The 16,707-nt window shown below is 66.0% G+C and carries 19 protein-coding genes and 1 tRNA gene; 10 read left to right on the forward strand and 10 right to left on the reverse strand.

The genetic code is table 11. The features are described from left to right. Window positions 1-97: 97 nt before the first annotated feature. Entirely contained in the window at window positions 98-307 is a 210-nt protein-coding gene (locus tag ACWCOP_RS04170) for a cold-shock protein (RefSeq protein WP_478249969.1), read from the reverse strand. Window positions 308-517: 210 nt separating this feature from the next. Here ACWCOP_RS04170 and ACWCOP_RS04175 point away from each other — a divergent pair, with 210 nt between their 5' ends. Further along, window positions 518-1,249, forward strand: a complete 732-nt coding sequence (locus ACWCOP_RS04175; RefSeq protein WP_478249970.1) for a TlyA family RNA methyltransferase — start codon at window positions 518-520, stop codon at window positions 1,247-1,249. 4 nt (window positions 1,250-1,253) lie between these two features. Here the strand turns inward: ACWCOP_RS04175 and dksA are convergent, their stop codons facing one another. After that, entirely contained in the window at window positions 1,254-1,688 is a 435-nt protein-coding gene (dksA, locus tag ACWCOP_RS04180; RefSeq protein WP_478249971.1) for an RNA polymerase-binding protein DksA, read from the reverse strand. A 151-nt stretch (window positions 1,689-1,839) separates the two neighbouring features. Continuing rightward, the gene (locus tag ACWCOP_RS04185; RefSeq protein ID WP_478249972.1) at window positions 1,840-2,259 is read right to left on the reverse strand and encodes a flagellar assembly protein FliX; all 420 of its coding nucleotides are present in this window, start codon (window positions 2,257-2,259) and stop codon (window positions 1,840-1,842) included. 236 nt (window positions 2,260-2,495) lie between these two features. On the opposite strand from ACWCOP_RS04185, the gene ACWCOP_RS04190 reads away from it, so the two are divergent. Genes ACWCOP_RS04190 through ACWCOP_RS04200 form a run of 3 tightly spaced genes read left to right on the forward strand, consistent with a single transcriptional unit; the run spans window position 2,496 to window position 4,353 of the window. Next, window positions 2,496-3,596, forward strand: a complete 1,101-nt coding sequence (locus ACWCOP_RS04190) for a flagellar basal body P-ring protein FlgI (protein ID WP_478249973.1) — start codon at window positions 2,496-2,498, stop codon at window positions 3,594-3,596. After that, window positions 3,596-3,919 carry a rod-binding protein gene (locus ACWCOP_RS04195; protein WP_478249974.1) on the forward strand — a complete coding sequence of 108 codons (324 nt, stop codon included), beginning with the start codon at window positions 3,596-3,598 and terminating at the stop codon, window positions 3,917-3,919. The genes ACWCOP_RS04190 and ACWCOP_RS04195 overlap by 1 nt, the downstream gene beginning before the upstream one ends. Then, entirely contained in the window at window positions 3,916-4,353 is a 438-nt protein-coding gene (locus tag ACWCOP_RS04200; RefSeq protein WP_478249975.1) for a flagellar basal-body protein FlbY, read from the forward strand. Before ACWCOP_RS04195 ends, ACWCOP_RS04200 begins: the two co-directional genes overlap by 4 nt. 36 nt (window positions 4,354-4,389) lie before the next feature. On the opposite strand, the gene ACWCOP_RS04205 is transcribed toward ACWCOP_RS04200, so the two are convergent. Next, complete coding sequence (locus ACWCOP_RS04205; protein ID WP_478249976.1) at window positions 4,390-5,670, reverse strand: class I SAM-dependent RNA methyltransferase; 1,281 nt, start codon at window positions 5,668-5,670, stop codon at window positions 4,390-4,392. 173 nt (window positions 5,671-5,843) lie between these two features. On the opposite strand from ACWCOP_RS04205, the gene ACWCOP_RS04210 reads away from it, so the two are divergent. The 5 genes from ACWCOP_RS04210 to pth all read left to right on the forward strand — a co-directional run bounded on the left by ACWCOP_RS04210 (window position 5,844) and on the right by pth (window position 9,321). Beyond that, window positions 5,844-6,779, forward strand: coding sequence for a ribose-phosphate pyrophosphokinase (locus tag ACWCOP_RS04210; RefSeq protein ID WP_478249977.1), 936 nt, complete (start codon window positions 5,844-5,846; stop codon window positions 6,777-6,779). Window positions 6,780-6,891: 112 nt separating this feature from the next. Further along, window positions 6,892-7,344, forward strand: a complete 453-nt coding sequence (locus ACWCOP_RS04215; RefSeq protein ID WP_478249978.1) for an EF-hand domain-containing protein — start codon at window positions 6,892-6,894, stop codon at window positions 7,342-7,344. A gap of 143 nt (window positions 7,345-7,487) precedes the next feature. Next, the gene (locus tag ACWCOP_RS04220; RefSeq protein WP_478249979.1) at window positions 7,488-7,700 is read left to right on the forward strand and encodes a hypothetical protein; all 213 of its coding nucleotides are present in this window, start codon (window positions 7,488-7,490) and stop codon (window positions 7,698-7,700) included. 280 nt (window positions 7,701-7,980) lie between these two features. Then, a complete protein-coding gene (locus ACWCOP_RS04225) occupies window positions 7,981-8,652 on the forward strand; it encodes a 50S ribosomal protein L25/general stress protein Ctc (RefSeq protein WP_478249980.1) in 672 nt (223 codons plus the stop codon). Between the two features lie 87 nt (window positions 8,653-8,739). Then, a complete protein-coding gene (gene pth, locus ACWCOP_RS04230) occupies window positions 8,740-9,321 on the forward strand; it encodes an aminoacyl-tRNA hydrolase (RefSeq protein ID WP_478249981.1) in 582 nt (193 codons plus the stop codon). Here pth and ACWCOP_RS04235 read toward each other — a convergent pair. The 6 genes from ACWCOP_RS04235 to ACWCOP_RS04260 form a co-directional block, all read right to left on the reverse strand. Continuing rightward, a complete protein-coding gene (locus ACWCOP_RS04235; RefSeq protein ID WP_478249982.1) occupies window positions 9,318-10,130 on the reverse strand; it encodes a class I SAM-dependent methyltransferase in 813 nt (270 codons plus the stop codon). The two genes, pth and ACWCOP_RS04235, sit on opposite strands and share 4 nt — an antisense overlap. Before the next feature lie 217 nt (window positions 10,131-10,347). Next, window positions 10,348-11,550, reverse strand: coding sequence for an acetyl-CoA C-acyltransferase (locus tag ACWCOP_RS04240; RefSeq protein WP_478249983.1), 1,203 nt, complete (start codon window positions 11,548-11,550; stop codon window positions 10,348-10,350). Between the two features lie 41 nt (window positions 11,551-11,591). Continuing rightward, complete coding sequence (locus ACWCOP_RS04245) at window positions 11,592-12,515, reverse strand: SDR family NAD(P)-dependent oxidoreductase (protein WP_478249984.1); 924 nt, start codon at window positions 12,513-12,515, stop codon at window positions 11,592-11,594. An 83-nt stretch (window positions 12,516-12,598) separates the two neighbouring features. Further along, window positions 12,599-13,126, reverse strand: coding sequence for a hypothetical protein (locus tag ACWCOP_RS04250; RefSeq protein ID WP_478249985.1), 528 nt, complete (start codon window positions 13,124-13,126; stop codon window positions 12,599-12,601). Window positions 13,127-13,444: 318 nt separating this feature from the next. Further along, window positions 13,445-13,521 (reverse strand) — tRNA-Arg (locus ACWCOP_RS04255). 116 nt (window positions 13,522-13,637) lie between these two features. Further along, the gene (locus tag ACWCOP_RS04260) at window positions 13,638-14,642 is read right to left on the reverse strand and encodes a P1 family peptidase (RefSeq protein ID WP_478249986.1); all 1,005 of its coding nucleotides are present in this window, start codon (window positions 14,640-14,642) and stop codon (window positions 13,638-13,640) included. Window positions 14,643-14,874: 232 nt separating this feature from the next. Here ACWCOP_RS04260 and ggt point away from each other — a divergent pair, with 232 nt between their 5' ends. Beyond that, complete coding sequence (ggt, locus tag ACWCOP_RS04265) at window positions 14,875-16,632, forward strand: gamma-glutamyltransferase (protein WP_478249987.1); 1,758 nt, start codon at window positions 14,875-14,877, stop codon at window positions 16,630-16,632. Window positions 16,633-16,707 lie beyond the last annotated feature (75 nt).

A 16,707-nucleotide genomic window follows, 5' to 3' on the forward strand; every position in this document is an offset into this window, starting at 1 on the left:
ACTGCCTGGCGGACACAAAAAACCCCCGGCGCCTGGCGGCGCCGGGGGTTTTTCCGCATCTCGCTAGAGGTGCGGCAAAGCCTTGCGGCTTGAGGTCTTAAAGAGCCTGCAGGTCGCTGGCGGACGTTTTGCCCGTACGCTGGTCGCGGCTTTCCTCGTACTGGACGCGCTGACCTTCGTTGAGCGAAGGCATGCCAGCGCGCTCGACGGCCGTGGCGTGAACGAACACGTCCTTGGAACCGTCGTCAGGCTGGATGAAACCGTAGCCCTTGGTGGAGTTGAACCATTTAACAATTCCCGTAGCCATGGGAAACTTCCTTTACGTCACAGTGTAGCTACACGCCGCAATGCGTGCGGCGCGTTTAGATCAAGTTTTGGGGAGGGTTCGAACAGCGGAGCGCAGCGACGCGCAAACCAGACAGACCGGCCAAAAATTTGATAAGTTTTTTTAAGGCTGCAGAATGAAAAAAGCAACTGATTTCGCATTAATTGCGACTCACCGGTGCGGGAGCGCAGGATGCGTGCTGATAAACATCTCGTAGAATACGGGTTTTTCGATACGCGGGCGAAAGCCCAAGCGGCCATTGCGGCCGGTTGCGTGCGGGTGAACGGGCGTATTCTTGACAAGGCGGCGGCGAAAATCGCGCCCGGCGCGACCATCGAGGCCGCACCCGCCCACCCTTATGTAAGCCGCGCGGCGCTCAAGCTCGCCGCTGGGCTGGATGCGTTCGAGATCGATCCCGCCGGGTTGATCTGCTTGGATGTGGGTGCGAGCACCGGAGGGTTCACCCAGATCCTTCTGGAGCGTGGCGCAGCCCAGGTGGCGGCGGTGGATGTGGGGCGCGATCAGCTGCATGGCGCTCTCAAGGCCGATGCGCGTGTGCTCAGCCTTGAAGGGTGCGATGCGCGCGCGCTCACCCTGGAGCGGATCGGCGGCCGTGCGCCGCAGCTCATCGTGTGCGACGCCAGCTTCATCGCGCTGGAGAAGGTCTTACCGGTCCCGCTGGCGCTGGCGGCGCCGGGCGCGCATCTCGTCGCCCTTTTCAAACCTCAGTTCCAGGTGGGCCGGGCCCATGTAGGCAAGGGCGGGATCGTCAGCGACGGCGCCGCAGTAGACGCCGCGCGAGAAAAAGCCCGCGCCTTTTTAAAGGACGCGGGCTTTTACGTCTTGGGCGAGACCGAGAGCCCGATCACTGGCGGGGACGGCAATCGCGAATATCTGATCAGCGCAGTGAAGGCCGCGCCGTGAACCGCTAGTTGTCGCGGTGGACCCGCTCGGAGCGTTCATGGCGCTCTTGGGCTTCCAGGCTGAGCGTCGCCACCGGCCGGGCGTCAAGGCGCGCCAGCGAGATCGGCTCGCCGGTCTCCTCGCAATAGCCGTACTCGCCTTCATCGATCCGTCGCAGGGCCGCCTCGATCTTGCCGATCAGCTTGCGCTGCCGGTCCCGGGCGCGCAGTTCCAGCGCACGATCGGTTTCGGTAGAGGCGCGGTCAGCGATATCGGGAAGCGAGCCCATGTCCTCTTGCAGATTTGACAGGGTCGATTTGCTCTCCCGGATGATTTCTTCCTTCCAGGCCTGCAGCTTGCGCCGGAAGTACTCGCGCTGACGCGCGTTCATGAATTCTTCCGTGTCGCTCGGTCGATAGCCGGCGGGAAGATCAGGCTTGGAATCCGTGGCCACGCTCATCCGATCGTCTCCTGCGCCACCCCTCTGAAGGCGCGCAGACAATATCCACGCCGCGCGTTGAGTCAATCGGACAGGGCCGCACGTCCACAAGTTAACCGCGACCTGGAAAACATCATGAAAACTTGGCGTTAATGCGACAGGGCCGGCGCCCTCAAGCGTCGTGCTTGGCCAGCTCCACCGCCGCGCGCACTTCAACCTCGTCCAGCATCGCCTCAAGGCGGGGGTCGTCGGTGGAGTCTCGCCGGCTTTTCAAGGTCTCCATGAGCCGCACGAGAGTCTGGCGGGGCAATGTCCCGTCCAGAAGGGCGATCTTGAGATCGTCCAGCACGTCCAGCAGCGAGAAGGCGCGCTCGGTCGCCTGCTTTTTCGCTTCACGGAAATCGCCCGCGCTTTGTAGCGCCAGCAGCGCGTCCACCGATCCGATAGCGCCGGCGCCCGACAGGCCTCCGCTGGCGCTGGGGCCGAGGGCGCTGGAGGCGCCGCCAGGCGTAAAGCCGGATTCAGCCGGAGACTTGCCCGATTTACGAGCCCCGGACGCGCCGGACACATTGCGCGGACCATTGACCTTCATGAGTGAAAAGCCCTTTCAAGCGTCGGATCGAACACTGGCTTAAGCTCTGTTAACAACGCCTTAAGCCTGACGCCTCAGGCGGCAGATCTTGCCGGGCGCCGCATGGGCGGCGGAAAATCACGCCGGGCGTCAAATTTGCCAACCCATTGAAATAAAATCGGTTCATCGGCGTTAACCTTGGCATGGTTCTGGCATGGCTGCGACGCAAGCTCAAAGCTTAGGATAGCGCGCCGATCATGATTCGATTCCTCGTCCTCATCGCTGCTGTTTTCGTGCTGTCCGCGCCGGCGATGGCCGATCCGCGCATCAAGGACATCGCCGATGTCGAGGGCGTGCGCGACAACCAGCTGGTGGGCTACGGCCTTGTGGTGGGCCTGGACGGAAGCGGCGATACGTTGCGCAACTCCGCCTTCACGCGCCAGGCGCTCAATTCCATGCTGGAGCGGTTCAACATCAATGTGCGTGATGCGGATCTGCGCACCGGCAATGTGGCGGCTGTCATCGTCACGGCCGAGCTGCCGCCCTTCTCTATGCAGGGGACGCGCCTTGACGTGACGGTGAGCGCCATCGGTGACGCCGACAGCCTGCAGGGCGGCATGCTGATCGCCACCCCGCTCATGAGCTCGGGCGGCGACGTCTACGCGATCGCGCAAGGGGCGCTGGCGGTGGGCGGCTTCTCCGCCGAGGGCGATGCGGCCAGCATCACCCGAGGCGTGCCCACAAACGCACGCATCGCCAATGGCGCGGTGATCGAGCGCGAGGTGGCGTGGGATCTCGCCGCCCAGGCCTCGATTCGCCTGGCGCTTCGCAATCCCGATTTCACCACCGCCCGGCGCATGGCGGCGGCGATCAACGCCTATCTGGGCTCCAGCGCGGCCCATGCGCAGAATCCATCCATCGTGTCGCTGTCACGCCCGGACGGGTTTCGCGGCGACATGGTGGCGCTTGTGGCCGAGGTGGAGCAGCTGCGCGTGGAGACCGACATGCGCGCTCGCGTCGTCATCGACGAAAGCACCGGCACCATTGTGATGGGCGAGAATGTGCGCGTCTCCACCGTCGCCATCGCACAGGGCGGGCTGACCATCACCGTGGCTGAAAGCCCCATCGCCAGCCAGGCCCAGCCCTTCGCCGAGGGCGGTGAGACGGTGGTCCTGCCGCGCACCGACGTCACCGTGGAGGAAGGCCGGACCCAGCTCGGGGTGTTGGAGAGCACGGTGTCGCTGCGTGAGCTTGTGGACGGGCTGAATGCGCTCGGGGTGAGCCCGCGCGACATGATCACCATCCTGCAGACCATCAAGGCGTCCGGCGCCCTGCAGGCGGAAATAGAGGTGCTGTGATGGAGGGCCTTCTCGACGCCCAGCTTCAGAACGCGCTTGCAGCTTCGCGGTCCAACGGGCCGGACCGGCCTCAGCGCGGTCAAACTCCAGATCAGATCCGCGCCACGGCGGAAGAGTTCGAATCGGTCTTCCTGGCGCAGATGATGGAACAGATGATGGGCGACAGCACCGAGACGAGCTTCGGCGGCGGGCCCGGCGAATCCGCCTTCAAGGGCATGCTTAATGAAGAATTCGCCAAGGTGATGGCCAAGGCCGGCGGGATCGGCCTGGCCGACAGCCTGGCCCGCGAAATGCTGGCGCTTCAGGAGGCGCAGGACCCATGAGCGAATTGGCTGCAACCACCCCCATAGAGCGCGCTGAAGCGCTGATCCGCCTCACCGGACGCCTGACCCAGCTTCTCGAGCAGGAGACGGCGTTCTTTCAGGCGCGCAAACCCCATGAGGCGGTGAGCCTGCAGGGTGAAAAGACCAAGCTGGCCACTCTATACCGCGCCGAGACCCAGCGCGCCGCCAAGGATCGCAGCCGTCTGGCCGGCCTCGACCCGGTGCTGAAAACGCGCCTGACCAACAGCACGGTCGCGTTCGAGGCTGCGCTGAAACGAAACGGCGCCGCGGTGGAGGCGCTCAAGCAGCTCACTGAGGGCCTGGTCAAAGCCCTCGCCGACGAGGCCGCGCGTCAGAAGCAAGCGGGGTCGGGCTACGGCCCCAACGCCGTGCGCACCAGCATCGGCGCGCTGGCGTATAACCAGACGGCTTGAGGGCGGGCTTCAGACTCGGTGAAAAGGCGATGGAGCTCAGCGCTGCGGCTTGTTGCGCTTGAACACGCCCGCCATCTCCAGATGCCCGGTCCATTTGAACTGGTCCACAAGAACGATGGGCGCGGCCAGGCGATATCCGCCCTCGATGAGGATGGCGGCGTCGCGGGCGAAGGTCGCGGGGTTGCAGCTGATCGAACACACCACCGGGACCTGACTGTCAGCCAGGCGCTCCATCTGGGCTTTCGCGCCGGCGCGGGGCGGATCCAGCACCACCAGATCGGCGCCGGACAGTTCCTTCACGCTCAAAGGCTCCAGCGCCAGATCGCGCACCCGCGCATCCACCGGCTTCAGGCCCGGCGTACGGTCGGCGGCGCGGCGCAGGGCCGCAAGCGGGCGGTCTTCGCCCTCCAGCGCAAGCACCTTGGATTTCCTGGCGAGGCGCAGGGCGAAAGCGCCTGATCCGGCATAGAGATCAATCACGTGCTTGGGTCCGCCGTCGACCAGGGACGCGGCCTCCATCACCACGGCGGCCAGCGCGGCTTCACCGGCCTCTGTGGCCTGCAGGAAGCCGCCTGGCGGCGGTGTCACCTTCACATCGCCAAAGCGCACCACAGGCGTGGAGATCTCGATAACCGGCTCGCGGTTCAAGGTGACGCGCGCCCAGTGATGGGTTGAGGCGTGGCGGGCGATGAGCTCGCGAAGGGCGAGGTCCGCCTCCTTCACGCCCTCGATGGAGACGTCGAGGCCGGGCTCCAGATACGCCACGGCGATGTCGATTCGGCCCTTTTTCGGGGTGGCGGCTTCGGCGATTTCGCGCAGGGCCGGGATGGCGCGGCGAATGCCCGGAGTGGCGGCCGGACAGTCGTGGGAATCAGCGATTTTGTCCCCAGCGCGTTCATTGAAGCCGAAGATGAATTTCGCGCCGATCCTGGTTGCATGGAAGGTGACGCGGCGCCGGCCGGCGCCGTGGGCGTCGATCAGCTCGCCCAGCGGCAGGCCCAGCCCGGCGCGCGACATGGCGTCTTCGGCCAGGCTGCGTTTCCAGACACGATAGGCGGATTCCTCGAAATGCTGCAAAGAGCAGCCGCCGCAGGTCTCCGCCACGGGGCAGAAGGGCGTCACACGTTCGGGCCTTGCGTCCAGGCGTTCCAGGACGCGCCCGCGTTCGCCGCGGACCTCCAGCTTCACGGTCTCGCCCGGCAGAATCCCCGTGGCGTAGACGGGGCCGGGGAAGACGGCGTCGCCCCGCGCGCCGAGCGCTTTTGCGGTGAGCGTTTCGGTGCGGGCGGGGGGAGAGGATTTGACGCGGCGTTTCATAGGGCTTTGCGATGACGCGGCGAGGCCCGCCCGTCAAGCGCGGCGCGCTTCGATCGCCGTCCTGATCAAGGCCGCGCCCGAGCGCGCTATCGAGCGCGCCCGGCGCTTTGCCCCGGTCGCCATCCCTGCTAAGAGCGCCAGCGCGCATTGATCCATTCGCGAAGGGGCTTCCCATGAAACTCATGTGCGGCAACGCCAACCGGCCGCTGGCGAAAGCCATCGCGGATTTTCTCGACGCACCGTTGTCGAATGTGGACATCGAGACCTTCGCCGACGGCGAGCTGTTCGTGCGCATCGACGAAAACATGCGCGGCCAGGACGTCTTCATCATCCAGTCGACCTCCAAGCCGGCCAACGACAATCTGATGGAATTGCTGATCTGCATGGACGCGCTCACCCGGGCGAGCGCGCGTCGGATCACGGCGGTCATTCCTTATTTCGGTTATGCAAGGCAGGATCGCAAAACCGGCGGCCGCACCCCGATCACCGCCAAGCTGGTGGCCAATCTGATCGCCGGCGCCGGCGCGCACCGTGTGCTGACGCTGGACCTGCACGCCGGCCAGATCCAGGGCTTCTTCGATATTCCCACCGACAATCTCTTCGCCACGCCGGTGATCGAGGACGATATCCGCAGGGTCTATGACACCAAGGATCTGATGGTGGTGTCGCCGGACGTGGGCGGCGTGGTGCGCGCAAGGGCGCTGGCCTCGCGCATCAACGCCGATATCGCCATCGTCGACAAGCGCCGGCCCAAGCCCGGTGAGGCCGAGGTGATGAACATCATCGGCGATGTCGAGGGCCGGCGATGCATTATTTTCGACGACATCATCGATTCCGGCGGCACGCTGTGCAACGCGGCTGCGGCGCTTAAAGAGCGCGGAGCGGTGGAGGTGTCCGCCTACATCACTCACGGGGTTCTGTCGGGTAAGGCGGTGGAGCGAATCGGCGCCTCGGCGCTCAAGGAATTGGTGGTCACCGACTCCATCGACTCCACGCAGAAGATTCACGGCGCAGCGAGCAATATCCGCGCCCTTTCCGTGGCGCCGCTTCTGGCCGAGGCGATCCGGCGCATCGCCAACGACGAGTCGGTCTCCAAGCTTTTCGATTGAAGCCGTCCAGCTTTTTTCAGGACTCAGCCGCTCTGGAACGGGGCGGAAATGATCGCGTTGTCCGCGAAGAACCCGCTGCAAAGCTGCGGCGGGATAAAAGGAGGACAACGCCATGAAGACCACAGCATTGTTCGGCGCCGTTGCGGCCCTCGCCCTTGGCGGAGCGGCCGGCGCTCTTGACCACCACAATACCGGTCAGGAAATGGACGAAAGCGAAGGCCAGACCATGGACCGGGCGCAAAGCACCTGGGGCGGCCAGGACGAGGCGGCTTTCGAGCTGATGTTCGACTCCAGGCTCCAGCGCGCCTTCGCCGCCATCGATGCGGACAGCGACAAGTCGATCTCGACGGACGAGTGGGGCGCCTGGCAGGCCGATGAAGGCTTCTATGCCGAGCGCCTCTCCATGTTCGACGCCAATTCCGACGAGTCGATCAGCTGGGATGAGTATCGCAGCGCCACCATGTCGCTCTACGACACCAGCTCGCTAACGGCGGACAAACCCGCCGGTGAGGACGAGATGGAGGACACCAGGGAAGACGAGCCGATGAGCGGCGAGTCCGACTAGATTTCTCATTCGATCGTTCGCATAGAAAAGGCCCGGCGCTGATGCGCCGGGTTTTTCATGGTGGGGCTCCGGTTTTGCTCGCCACCTGCGCGCCGCGATCATAATCTGTTCACATCTGACAATGATTTTCTTTGGAGGCGGGCATGGTTGCGGTGATGGTCGCGGGCGGGTTTCTTCTGGTCTGCGGCGTGGTTTTCCTGATTGCGGGCCTGGCGCCGAAAGCTGCGGTTCTGGCTGCGGTCACCCGCCGGCTGGAGATCACCGGACCGTTCGAGCGCGGCGCGGCGCTGGTGTCCGGCCTGCTGTTTCTTGCGTCGGGCGGCCTGGTGTCGCTGGGCCTGGAACATCTTCGCTAAAAAGACCCGTTCAGCCTTTGCGGCGGAGGCTTGAGATCAGCCCGATCACCGGGCGGGGGCGTGTTGATCCTGATATCTCCGGGCTGGGCGCGACAGGGCCCGGCGCGCGTGCGATACCGGTGCAGCGGATTCAGCGCCCGCGCTTGCGTGGCCCTGGCTGATCGGCTATACGCCGCGCTCGAAATGGGGCGAAGCGCGCTACGGCGGCGCGGCGCCAACCCCGAGCGCCGCCTTCCGGCGGCGCTTGCATTTGAACCGACTTCGCCGAGGGACCGGACCGATGAGCGACATTGTTCTTTCCGTTGAGGTGCGTGAGCGCACCGGCAAGGGCGGCGCCCGCCAGGCGCGCCGTGACGGCCTTGTGCCTGCGACGCTGTATGGCGGCGACCAGGATCCCGTGTCCATCTCGTTGAAGAACAACGAGCTGATCAAGGCGATCGGCTCCGGCAAGTTTATCGCCAACATGATCACCATCGATCACAAGGGCGAGACCCAGACCGTGTTCGCCCGCGACGTCCAGTTTGATCCGGTCAAGGATCTGCCGCTGCATGTGGACTTCCAGCGGGTCAACGCCAAGGACGTCATCTCTGTTGAAGTGTCCGTTCACTTCACTGGCGAAGAAAAGTCCAAGGGCATAACTCGCGGCGGCGTCCTCAATGTGGTGCGTCACACGATCGAAGTCAGCTGCCCGGCCGGCCAGATCCCCGACGCCATTACGGTGGATATTTCCGGCCTGGATATCGGCGATTCGGTGCATATCTCCGATGTCACCCTGCCGGCCAATGTCGAGCCCACCATTACCGACCGTGACTTCACCATCGCCACCATGCAGGGCTCGCGCGCCCTCGTGGAGGAAGAGACTGAAGACGAAGCCGAGGCCGAAGGTGTTGAGGGCGACGACGCTGAAGCCTCCGCCGAGGGTGAAGGCGAAGAAGGAGAGTCCGAGGCGTAGGCCGACCGACTTTCAGATCTGTTTGATTAAAGGGCGGCGCGCCGGACATCCTCCAGCGGCCGCCCTTTTCATTTGCGGAGACCGCGGATGCATCTCATCGCAGGACTGGGCAATCCCGGCGGCCAGTACGCCGGCAACCGCCACAACGCCGGCTTCATGGCGCTGGACGCCATCGCCGAACGCTACGCCCCGTCGGGCTTTCGCGCCCGGTTTCAGGGCGCCGCCGCCGAGGCGGTGGTGGAGACGTCGCGCGGGCGCGAAAAAGTCCTGCTGCTCAAGCCCCAGACCTTTTACAATGAGAGCGGACGCTCCATCGGCGAGGCGGCGCGTTTCTACAAGATCCCCAGTCCCATGGTCACCGTCTTTCATGACGAGCTGGATCTGGCGCCGGGCAAGTTCCGGCTGAAGACCGGCGGCGGTCACGCCGGAAATAACGGCCTGCGCTCGACGCTCGCCCATCTGGACGGCGACTTCAAACGCGGCCGGATCGGCATCGGCCATCCCGGCGACAAGGCGAAGGTCACCGCCTGGGTGCTTTCCGACTTCGCCAAGGCCGACACCTGGTTCACCGATCTCACCGACGCGATCGCCCGCGCCCTGCCGCTCTTGATCGAAGGCAATGACGACGCCTTCCAGACCAAGGTGACGCACCTGGCGCCCGCGCCTTAGCGACTATTTGGCGTCGTCGCCTCGGATTTCTGCGCGGTGACGCAGACCAGCGTCTGGTCATGAAAGCGTGTGTCCGGCGACAGCATGTGGCGAGAGACCGTCTCGGCGGCCGCTTCTGCGTCCATGGCCGACGCGATCATCATATTGTTGTGCGCCATGAAGGCCGCCCAGTCCGAACCGCCCTGAACGATGCGCTCAAAACGCCGCTCCACGACGCTCTGGTACCCGGCCGCGCCGATCAGGGCGGGCAGGCGGGCGCCGAAGGCCGGGTCCATCAGGGCGCAGGCTTCCATGGCGGCGCGTATGGCGTCCAGCGCCTCGGCGAATTCACCGGCGCCGGGCGCATGCGGATCTGCGGGCGTGCAGGTGGAGCAGTCCAGATCGGCGATGGCCAGCACGCCGCCGGGCTTCAGCCAGGAAGACATCGCATCAATGGCGCGCGCCGGGTCTGGAAGGTGCATGAGCACAAGGCGGGCATAGACCAGATCGAACGCCTCCGGCTCGGCGGCCGGCGCATAAAGGTCAGCCTGGAGATGACGCACGGGCGCGGTCGCCGGCGCGGCGCGCGACAGGTCGACATCTAGGCCCAGGACATCTCCGTCCGGCCCGGTCTTGCGCGCAAACCAAGTGAGCATGCCGCCCGATCCTGCGCCGATTTCAAGGATCTTCATGCCCGGCTGGAACGCCACCGCATCCTCCAGCCAGGCCTGCGTCTGGGCGGCGTAAAACCCGTCCAGCCGGCGCAGGCGATCGGATTCGGCGTCGCGCGGCGCCGTGGCGGCGAAATAGGCGTCTTTCAAGTCAATCATGTCCGGACAAATACGCCGAACCGGACCGGCGTGCAACGAAATGCGGCCGCCGGCGAACAAACGCCGGCGGCCGTTTCATCGTGCGGGGCGCGACATCAGGCGCGCCTTGCAGGCGCATGTTCGAACCCGCCAGGTCTCCAAGGGCGACAGCCCGCCGGCTCCTTATGGGCCGCTCGACCGAGCGGACGTGAGGGAGACCAGCGAAAAATGGCGCCGCTTACAGGACTTCAAACAGGCCCGCTGCGCCCATGCCGCCGCCGACGCACATGGTGCAGACCACGTATTTCACGCCGCGCCGCTTACCCTCGATAAGGGCGTGGCCCACCATGCGCGCGCCGGACATGCCGTAAGGGTGGCCCACCGAGATGGCGCCGCCATTGACGTTCAGGTTCTCGTTGGGGATGCCCAGCTTGTCGCGGCAGTACAGCACCTGCACCGCAAAGGCTTCGTTGAGCTCCCACAGGCCGATATCGTCCATGGTCAGGCCGTTGGCCTTCAAGAGCTTCGGCACGGCGAAGACCGGCCCGATGCCCATCTCGGCCGGATCAAGACCGGCCACGGCCATGCCGCGATAGGCGCCCAGCGGGGAAAGCCCGCGCCTTTCGGCTTCCTTGCGCTCCATGAGCACCGAGGCGCTGGCGCCGTCGGAGAGCTGGGAGGCGTTGCCGGCGGTGATGAACTTGCCCTGGGGCACTTGCTGGCCGTTGGCGAAGACCGGATTCAGGCTCTGTAGATTCTCCAGCGTGGTGGAGGGCCGATTGCCCTCGTCCTTGTCCAGCGTGACCTCCTGCTTGGAGATTTCGCCGGTGGCCTTGTCCTTCACCAGCATGGTGGAGGGCAGGGGCACGATCTCGTCGTCGAACTTGCCGGCGGCCTGGGCCGCGGCGGTGCGCTGCTGGGACTGCAGCGAATACTCGTCCTGGGCTTCACGGCTGACGCCGTAGCGCTCGGCGACGATCTCGGCGGTTTCCAGCATGGACATGTAGAGCGAGGGCACATGCTCGTTGATCCAGGGATCGAACGCCTTGTGCAGATTCATGTGCTCGTTCTGCACCAGCGAGATCGACTCAAGGCCGCCGCCCACGGTGATCTGCATCCCGTCTGAGATGATCTGCTTTGCCGCCGTGGCGATCGCCATCATGCCGGACGCGCACTGACGGTCCATGGACTGGCCGGCCACCGAGGTGGGCACGCCGCCGCGGATCAGCGCCTGGCGGGCGATATTCTGGAAGGTGGAGCCTTGCTGCATGGCGGCGCCGATGACGACGTCCTCGATCTCCTTGGGATCAATCCCGGAGCGCTCGACGGCGTGCTTGATGGCGTGACCGCCCAGAGCCTGGGCCTGGGTGTCGTTGAAGGCGCCGCGATAGGCCTTGCCGATCGGGGTGCGGGCTGTGGAGACGATGACGGCTTCACGCATGGTGAAACTCCTTGAATTGTCGAAGAAATGTGAGCGGGGGGTCAGCCGAGTTTCACGCCGTGATGGTCGGCGGCGGCTTTGAGGAATTTGAAGGTCTGGGAGCCGCCCTCGGTGTACTCCTCCTGGCCGGAGGGGTCCGTAATGCGGCCCAGTGCGGCCGACACGTTTTCGGCCGTCTGCTTCTCCGGCTCCAGATAGATACCCGGCGTTTCGTAGATCTTCGTGGCCGCAAAGCCGCCTGCGCCGGCGCACAGGATCAGCCGGTTCGGGCTGTCCTCGGCCACCAGCGGGATGAGGCCGGCGGTGACGCTCTCTGCGGTCATCAGCTTGCCGGCTTCCTCGGGGATCAGGCCTTGAGTCATGCGGGTATAAGCGGTGGGCGAGAGCGTGTTGACGCGGATGTCGTACTTGCGCCCCTCCAGGTGGAGCACGTTCATCAGCCCGACAACGCCCATCTTCGCGGCGCCATAGTTTGACTGGCCGAAATTGCCGTAGACGCCCGAGGACGAGCTGGTCATGACGATGCGGCCGTACTGGTTTTCCTTCATGTGATCCCACACCGCGTGCGTGCAGATCATCGCGCCCATGAGGTGCACCTCCACCACGGCGCGAAAATCCTCCAGATCCATCTTGGAGAAGCTCTTGTCGCGCAGGATGCCGGCGTTGTTCACCAGGATGTCGACCTTGCCGAAGGTCTTGATCGCCTGATCCACCATGTCGGCGACTTCATCGGGCCTGGAGACATTGGCGCCGTGGGCCATGGCCTGGCCGCCGGCCGCCTTGATTTCGTCCACCACGGCCTGCGCCGCGCTCGCCGAGCCGCCGGTGCCGTCCACCGCGCCGCCCAGATCATTGACCACCACCTGCGCGCCGCGGCGCGCGAGCTCCAGAGCGTGGCTTTTTCCAAGTCCGGCCCCGGCGCCGGTGACGATGGCCGTGCGGCCGTCAAAGCGGATATCGCTCATGGGTTCGTTTCGCCTCCCGTTTTTTATTCGGGCGACATGCGAGCCGGTTTTGAGCCAAATTGCAATGCGTGAGGCGCCGTGCGCTAGAGCAGGAAGGCGGGCGCGCTCACCTGGTCGAACCGGCTGCGCGCCATGAACCGGCACACCGACGCCTGAACCGCGCGCTTCAGAGCGGTGGGATGGGTCAGAACCCCCGGCGTGTCGCCCTCCATCACCACGTCTTCGCGCAGAGTCCCGCTTTGATCGATATGGCGCTCCCAGTCTGCGAAAACCGGATCAAGGTACTCGCGCGCGCTGACCATCACGGCGGCGCACACCGAAAGCTTCCTGCCGGTGGCGCGGACCAGATCGGCCGCCGCCTGCACCCGCAGCGCGTCCTCCAGCGACCAGATGCGCATGCGGCCGCCCTGGGGGCGAACCCCGTGAAGGGCGCGCACCAGGCCCAGCCGCTGAAGATGGCGCAGCACGCTTTTGGTCAGCGGTCCTTCAATGGTCGCCAACATCTCGTCGTCGGTAAGAACGCTGCGCAACCGCCAGTCATAAATGAGAAGGGCGCCCAGCGCGCCATGGTCACGTAACGTGTATTCTGATTTTCCAGCCCGCCATTCCATACCCAGCCCCTTTATATTGAATGTATTTACTGAAGATACGCACTGAACACGATGCGTGATTGCAGTTAATGATGCGTGAACGCTTGGCGGGGTTGGGCGTTGGGACAGGCCACGCGCTAAATCAGGCCTGTGAGCGCCCGAAGCTGAACCTGCGCGAGCGCATCTGCGGCCAGCTTCCAACCCAACGGGTTTATAAGCACCGCCGCGCGCCGGCACGGGTTCGAGACCTCAGAAAAAACCGCGCTGCAGCCGCACTAGCGCCACCGCGCGCCGGCCCAGATCGGCCGATGCGAGCGGTTGCAAACATCAGGTAATTGATGGCGCGCCGGGGAAGATTCGAACTCCCGACCCCCAGATTCGTAGTCTGGTGCTCTATCCAGCTGAGCTACCGGCGCCTGCCGTCCCGGTCACGGGGCAAGGCCCCGTCGAGAGGCGCGGAACCTAGCTGCAGGTTTTCAGATTGGCAAGCGCTTGCCGCGCCTGATTTGCAGCGTTTTTCTCAGCCGCTGTCTCATCCCTGCCGCCGGGCGGCGTGGACGCCGCGCGCCACGGCGCGCGTCAGGCAGTCGGCGCCCAGCGCGCCCAGCACGGACAGGCTGATCGGGCGCGGGTCCGGTAAAGCGTGGGGGCCGGTGGCGAGGGCGAAGACGACGTCGCCGTCCACCGGCGCGTGAACCGGCCGGATGGCGCGCGCCAGCCCGTCCTGGGCCATCACGGCGAAGCGGCGCGCCTCGTCGCGGGTGAGGGCGGCGTCGGTGGCCACCACCGCGAGCGTGGTTTGGGTGCGGGCGTGGGCGGCGCCGGGATTGAACTTGGCCGCGCCCCAGTCAGCCAGGTCAAAGCGCCGGCGGGAATCGGGGCGGGCGCCGCCAAACTCGGTCTCTATCTCGAACGGCCAGGCCCAGTACACATCGTCCTGGCCCGGCATCGTCACCGACCCGAAACTGTTGACCGCCACAAGGGCCGCGACGCTGATCCCGTCGGCGGTGCGCCAGCTCGCCGAGCCAATGGCCCCGGGATGAGCGCCGGCGCTGGCGCCGAAGCCTGCGCCGGCGCGGCCAAGGCGCACCGGGGCGGCTCGCCTCGCGTCGTCCAGGGCGGCGAAGCCAAGGGCGCGATAGGGCGGCTCGCGCCCCCACGCCTTGTCGCCGCCATTGGCCAGATCATAAAGGCAGGCCGCCGGCACGATGGGAGAGACGGGCAGGCCCGGCGTCTCAAACAGTTCAAACCCGGTCCGGGCCTCGCCCAGGGCCGCGGTGACGGCGTCGGCGGCGGCCAGGCCATAGACCGAGCCGCCAGACAGGACGATAGCGTTCACCGTCTCCACAAGCCCGCCTGGGTTCATCACATCGGTTTCCCGGGTGCAGGCGCCCCCGCCGCGCACATCCACCGCGGCGACCGCAGCCGGCTCGCACAGCACGACGCTGACGCCGGTCTGCGCGGCTTCATCCTGCGCGGCGCCGACGCGCAGGCCGGCGATGTCAGTGAGGTCGTTACGGCGAGCTGATCCGGCCATTGCCAAGCATCCTGAGGCGCCATCCGCCACTTTGGGCGCCCGCTTGGGCGTCGGTTAAACAGTGCGCCTGGTAACGGACGCGCGTCACGCCGTCCCATCGCCGAGTTCGGGCGGCAGCTTACGCGACGCGGCGCGCGGCGCCAGTGCGCCGCCCCGTTCGCTGTCCGGCTCTGGACGCGGGGGCCTCGCCGCGCGATGGTTTGGGTCTGAACCCCGCTGATCGGACACCGCCATGATCTCACGCCTGTACGCCTTGATCGCCTTTGCTCTTTTCATGGCCGCCTGCAGCCCGGCGCCGGGCGATCAGGGCGAGTCCGCCGGCGCGGCGACCATAGATCAGACGCAACGCGAATCCGCGGCCGGAAGCCGGGTGGGCGGCATGGTTGCGGCGGCAAACCCCGATGCAGTGGAGGCCGGGCTCTCGATACTGCGCCAGGGCGGCGACGCGGTGGACGCCGCCATCGCCATTCAGACCGTGCTCAGCCTGGTGGAGCCGCAAAGCTCCGGCATTGGCGGCGGAGGCTTCATGGTGCGCTATGACGCCGCGAGCGGCGATGTCACCGCCTTTGACGGGCGCGAGACCGCGCCGGCGGCTGCAACGCCGGACATGTTCCTGAACGAGGCCGGTGAGCCGCTTGGGTTTGTCGAGGCCTGGCGATCCGGTCTTTCCACCGGGGCGCCGGGCGTCATCGCCATGTTCGCGCTGGCCCATGAACGCCATGGCTCGCTGGACTGGTCGGCCAATTTCGATCCGGCGATCGCCCTGGCGCGCGACGGATTTGCAGTGGCGCCGCGCCTGAACGCCAACTCCACGCGTATGGCGCAATTCACCGATATGGAGGAGACCGGCGCCGCGTCGACCTATCTGTTCGACGGCTCCGGGAGCCCGTGGCCGGTGGGCCACGTCCTCACCAACGCCGCCTACGCCGACACGCTGGAGCGGATCGCGGCTGACTGGCGCAGCTTTTATGAGGGCCAGATCGCCCAGGACATTGTGGCGGCGGTGAATCAGTCGCCGCTGCCGGGGCGGCTGACCGTCGACGATCTCGCGGGATACGAGCCCCGCCGCCATGAAGCGCTGTGTGGTGATTATCGCGGCTTTGAGGTGTGCTCCGCGCCGCCGCCCTCGTCGGGCGGCGTGGCGATCAACGGGATTCTCGGGATCCTCGAGCGCTTCGCCATGGCAGAGCACGGGCCAGAGACCGCCGACGGCTGGGCGCTGTTCATCGAGGCGAGCCGGCTCGCATACGCCGACAGGGACCGCTATGTGGGCGACCCGGCCTTCGCCAATGTGCCGGTGCGTGGCCTGATCGACTCGGTCTATCTGTCAGAGCGCGCAGGTCTGATCGACATGAACGACGCCATGGCGACCGCCGAGGCGGGCATGCCGCCGGGCGCCGCGCCGCAGCCTGAAGACGCCACGATCGATGCGCCGGGGACCACGCATTTCGTGGTGATCGACGCCGACGGCGACGTGGTGTCCATGACCTCCAGCGTGGAAAGCCCGTTCGGGTCAGGGCGCATGGCGGGCGGCTTTTTCCTGAACAACCAGCTGACCGATTTCTCGTTCACGCCGCGCGGACCCGGCGGCGCTCTCCTGCCCAACGCGGTGGAGCCTGGAAAGCGCCCGCGCTCGTCCATGAGCCCGGTGATCGTGCTGGACGAGGACGGCGCGTTCCACCTGGCCACCGGCAGCCCCGGCGGCAACTCCATCATCGCCTACACCGCCAAGACCCTGGTGGCGATGCTGGACTGGGGCCTGGATCCGCAGAGCGCCGCCGACCTTCCCAATGTGGTGGCGCGCGGCGACGTGGTGCGAATCGAGGACGGCTTTGATCCGGAGATCCTGGCGGAGCTGCGCGCGCGCGGCTTCACCATCGAGGGCGGCCGCGGGGAAAATTCCGGCATACACATCGTGCGCGTGGGCGAGAACGGCGAACTTCAAGGGGGCGCTGATCCGCGCCGTGACGGGATTGTGGGCCGGCCCTGAGTTCGCGCTGGCGAGCCTTGCTCCCCAGGAGACCCGATAAATCGAGGCCGGCCCGCGCCGGGTCGTGTGCGCAGG

The sequence above is a fragment of the Apolloniradiicaulis salifontis genome (assembly GCF_053756655.1).

What these genes read in the sequence shown, in the direction of transcription:
- dksA (WP_478249971.1), bottom strand. Translation starts at nt 1,688, where the DNA reads ATGAGCGTGGCCACGGATTCCAAGCCTGATCTTCCCGCCGGCTATCGA.
- ACWCOP_RS04240 (WP_478249983.1), bottom strand. Translation starts at nt 11,550, where the DNA reads ATGCGTGAAGCCGTCATCGTCTCCACAGCCCGCACCCCGATCGGCAAG.
- ACWCOP_RS04175 (WP_478249970.1), top strand. Translation starts at nt 518, where the DNA reads ATGCGTGCTGATAAACATCTCGTAGAATACGGGTTTTTCGATACGCGG.
- ACWCOP_RS04200 (WP_478249975.1), top strand. Translation starts at nt 3,916, where the DNA reads ATGAGCGAATTGGCTGCAACCACCCCCATAGAGCGCGCTGAAGCGCTG.
- ACWCOP_RS04225 (WP_478249980.1), top strand. Translation starts at nt 7,981, where the DNA reads ATGAGCGACATTGTTCTTTCCGTTGAGGTGCGTGAGCGCACCGGCAAG.
- ACWCOP_RS04195 (WP_478249974.1), top strand. Translation starts at nt 3,596, where the DNA reads ATGGAGGGCCTTCTCGACGCCCAGCTTCAGAACGCGCTTGCAGCTTCG.
- ACWCOP_RS04250 (WP_478249985.1), bottom strand. Translation starts at nt 13,126, where the DNA reads ATGGAATGGCGGGCTGGAAAATCAGAATACACGTTACGTGACCATGGC.
- ACWCOP_RS04235 (WP_478249982.1), bottom strand. Translation starts at nt 10,130, where the DNA reads ATGATTGACTTGAAAGACGCCTATTTCGCCGCCACGGCGCCGCGCGAC.
- ACWCOP_RS04170 (WP_478249969.1), bottom strand. Translation starts at nt 307, where the DNA reads ATGGCTACGGGAATTGTTAAATGGTTCAACTCCACCAAGGGCTACGGT.
- ACWCOP_RS04245 (WP_478249984.1), bottom strand. Translation starts at nt 12,515, where the DNA reads ATGAGCGATATCCGCTTTGACGGCCGCACGGCCATCGTCACCGGCGCC.
- ACWCOP_RS04205 (WP_478249976.1), bottom strand. Translation starts at nt 5,670, where the DNA reads ATGAAACGCCGCGTCAAATCCTCTCCCCCCGCCCGCACCGAAACGCTC.
- ACWCOP_RS04210 (WP_478249977.1), top strand. Translation starts at nt 5,844, where the DNA reads ATGAAACTCATGTGCGGCAACGCCAACCGGCCGCTGGCGAAAGCCATC.
- pth (WP_478249981.1), top strand. Translation starts at nt 8,740, where the DNA reads ATGCATCTCATCGCAGGACTGGGCAATCCCGGCGGCCAGTACGCCGGC.
- ggt (WP_478249987.1), top strand. Translation starts at nt 14,875, where the DNA reads ATGATCTCACGCCTGTACGCCTTGATCGCCTTTGCTCTTTTCATGGCC.
- ACWCOP_RS04190 (WP_478249973.1), top strand. Translation starts at nt 2,496, where the DNA reads ATGATTCGATTCCTCGTCCTCATCGCTGCTGTTTTCGTGCTGTCCGCG.
- ACWCOP_RS04215 (WP_478249978.1), top strand. Translation starts at nt 6,892, where the DNA reads ATGAAGACCACAGCATTGTTCGGCGCCGTTGCGGCCCTCGCCCTTGGC.
- ACWCOP_RS04185 (WP_478249972.1), bottom strand. Translation starts at nt 2,259, where the DNA reads ATGAAGGTCAATGGTCCGCGCAATGTGTCCGGCGCGTCCGGGGCTCGT.
- ACWCOP_RS04260 (WP_478249986.1), bottom strand. Translation starts at nt 14,642, where the DNA reads ATGGCCGGATCAGCTCGCCGTAACGACCTCACTGACATCGCCGGCCTG.
- ACWCOP_RS04220 (WP_478249979.1), top strand. Translation starts at nt 7,488, where the DNA reads ATGGTTGCGGTGATGGTCGCGGGCGGGTTTCTTCTGGTCTGCGGCGTG.